Origin of the sequence: Gillisella vitis (assembly GCF_001541345.2) — a bacterium.
Classification (GTDB): domain Bacteria; phylum Pseudomonadota; class Alphaproteobacteria; order Rhizobiales; family Rhizobiaceae; genus Allorhizobium; species Allorhizobium vitis.
The window spans coordinates 1-2,500 of the sequence record NZ_LMVL02000018.1; the positions used below are offsets into that span (position 1 = coordinate 1).

The 2,500-nt window shown below is 53.7% G+C and carries 1 tRNA gene and 2 rRNA genes (1 of these 3 cut by a window edge); all 3 read right to left on the bottom strand.

The features are described from left to right. Position 1 precedes the first annotated feature (1 nt). A tRNA-Met gene (locus ASB66_RS25915) sits at positions 2-78 on the bottom strand. A gap of 114 nt (positions 79-192) precedes the next feature. Then, positions 193-307 (bottom strand): 5S ribosomal RNA (rrf, locus tag ASB66_RS25920). 235 nt (positions 308-542) lie between these two features. Continuing rightward, positions 543-2,500 (bottom strand): 23S ribosomal RNA (locus ASB66_RS25925) (it continues 841 nt past the right edge of the window).

Genomic DNA, 2,500 nt, shown 5'->3' on the forward strand with positions numbered 1-2,500 from the left:
TTGGTTGCGGGGGCAGGATTTGAACCTGCGGCCTTCAGGTTATGAGCCTGACGAGCTACCGGGCTGCTCCACCCCGCGTTATATTTTATTTTAACGTAAGAAGGGCCGCTTTGAGCGACCCTTTTGTTTCGGCGGGGCCGAAGTTTGTGAGAGAAGAGTGTTTTGACGTCTTTACAACATTGCGCTTAGCAGACCTGGCAGCGACCTACTCTCCCGCGTCTTAAGACGAAGTACCATTGGCGCAGGGGCGTTTCACGGCCGTGTTCGGAATGGGAACGGGTGCGGCCGCCCCGCCATGACCACCAGGTCAGCTAAGGGCAATGTTGATGAGAAGCTGGCGGGCGATGCCCGTTTTCTTGTTTTGTGAACACGTCTTGTTTAGTTTCCCTTGCTCTGGCTCGGACGAAGTCCGCAAGCGCAAGGCGCGTCGCCGAATGTTCGGCGCGTGGTTCGCAGCGTAGCGATTGAAGATCGCGTCAGCGTGAGAACAAAACAGATGGCATCATCAAAGCCTGTGGCTTTGATGAGCATGGTCAATGAGAACGATTAAGCCAATCGAGCTATTAGTAACGGTAAGCTTCGCAGGTTACCCTGCTTCCACACCCGTCCTATCAACGTGGTCGTCTTCCACGGCTCTGATAGGGAATACTCGTTTTCAGGTTGGTTTCCCGCTTAGATGCCTTCAGCGGTTATCCATTCCATATATAGCTACCCTGCTATGCCGTTGGCACGACAACAGGTCCACCAGAGATATGTCCATCCCGGTCCTCTCGTACTAGGGACAGATCCTGTCAATATTCCTACACCCACGGCAGATAGGGACCGAACTGTCTCACGACGTTCTGAACCCAGCTCACGTACCGCTTTAATTGGCGAACAGCCAAACCCTTGGGACCTGCTCCAGCCCCAGGATGCGATGAGCCGACATCGAGGTGCCAAACAACCCCGTCGATATGGACTCTTGGGGGTCATCAGCCTGTTATCCCCGGCGTACCTTTTATCCGTTGAGCGATGGCCCTTCCACGCGGGACCACCGGATCACTATGACCGACTTTCGTCTCTGCTCGACTTGTCAGTCTCGCAGTCAGGCGGGCTTATGCCATTGCACTCGACGACCGATTTCCGACCGGTCTGAGCCCACCATCGCGCGCCTCCGTTACTCTTTCGGAGGCGACCGCCCCAGTCAAACTACCCACCATACACTGTCCCGGATCCGGATAACGGACCGCGGTTAGACATCCATGACGATAAGGGTGGTATTTCAAGGATGGCTCCACTCGAACTGGCGTCCAAGCTTCAAAGCCTACCACCTATCCTACACATGCCGACACGAATGCCAGTGTAAAGCTATAGTAAAGGTGCACGGGGTCTTTCCGTCTGACCGCAGGAACCCCGCATCTTCACGGGGAATTCAATTTCACTGAGTCTATGTTGGAGACAGCGGGGAAGTCGTTACGCCATTCGTGCAGGTCGGAACTTACCCGACAAGGAATTTCGCTACCTTAGGACCGTTATAGTTACGGCCGCCGTTTACTGGGGCTTCGATTCAAAGCTTGCACCTCTCCTCTTAACCTTCCAGCACCGGGCAGGCGTCAGACCCTATACGTCGTCTTGCGACTTCGCAGAGCCCTGTGTTTTTGATAAACAGTCGCTACCCCCTGGTCTGTGCCACCCCTCTCCACTTGCGTAAAAAGGGGTCACGCTTCTTCCGAAGTTACGCGTGCAATTTGCCGAGTTCCTTCAACATAGTTCTCTCAAGCGCCTTGGTATACTCTACCTGACCACCTGTGTCGGTTTCGGGTACGGTCTATACGGTGGAGCTATTTCCTGGAACCACTCCACTGCACAATCAATCCAGTAAGACTGTACAATTTGTGTGATCCGTCACTACCACCAGGCCCACGAATATTAACGTGGTTCCCATCGACTACGCATTTCTGCCTCGCCTTAGGGGCCGGCTAACCCTGCTCAGATTAACTTTAAGCAGGAACCCTTGGTCTTTCGGCGAGGGGGTCTCTCACCCCCTTTATCGTTACTCATGTCAACATTCGCACTTCCGATACCTCCAGGATGTCTCACGACTGTCCCTTCACAGGCTTACGGAACGCTCCGCTACCACGTGCATTACTGCACATCCTCAGCTTCGGTGCATGGCTTTAGCCCCGTTACATTTTCGGCGCAAAGACCCTTATTTAGACCAGTGAGCTGTTACGCTTTCTTTAAATGATGGCTGCTTCTAAGCCAACATCCTGGTTGTTTTGGGATCCTCACATCCTTTCCCACTTAGCCATGACTTGGGGACCTTAGCTGGAGGTCAGGGTTGTTGCCCTCTTCACGACGGACGTTAGCACCCGCCGTGTGTCTGCCGATTAGTACTCTCAGGTATTCGGAGTTTGGTTAGGATCAGTAAGACGGTGAGTCCCCATAGCCCATCCAGTGCTCTACCCCCTGAGGTATTCGATCGACGCACTACCTAAATAGTTTTCGCGGAGAACCAGCT